Below are 405 nucleotides of genomic sequence, written 5' to 3' on the forward strand. Positions count from 1 at the left end.
GATCACGCAAGCCAGGTTCAAGCCTGCCTGGCTAGAGCAACTGCTGCGACGCCGGCCGCTGAACGTGGCGGCGGTGGCGTTGGCCAACAAGATGGCTCGCACGGCCTGGGCTCTCATAGCGCACGGGCGGGCGTACCAAGCGGAGTGGAAGAGCACTCCACCTAGTGGCTGCGGCGCGCAAGCGCAGGCGGCTTAGATCATCAACCTGAGACAACCTATAGGAGTGGATGCCGCAAAGAGTGCGTGAGTCGAGTCGATGAAGTGATGGGTGAAGCGGTCGGACCGCGGGTCGGGTAAAGCTGAATGTTTGTCTGGGCGAGCCTCGTGCAAAGCCCACCCAGGAGATGAGCACCGACCCTGCGAATGACCATCAAGGCCAGCGGCGGGCTTCGGTCCGATCTGCAC

Annotated in this window: 1 pseudogene; it reads left to right on the top strand. The window is 63.0% G+C overall.

Going from position 1 to position 405, the window contains the following annotated elements:
* A pseudogene (locus APY03_RS21665) lies at positions 1 to 196 on the top strand (hypothetical protein); the annotation flags it as partial.
* Positions 197 to 405: the final 209 nt, after the last annotated feature.

Origin of the sequence: Variovorax sp. WDL1 (assembly GCF_001541225.1) — a bacterium.
Taxonomy (GTDB): Bacteria; Pseudomonadota; Gammaproteobacteria; order Burkholderiales; family Burkholderiaceae_C; genus Variovorax.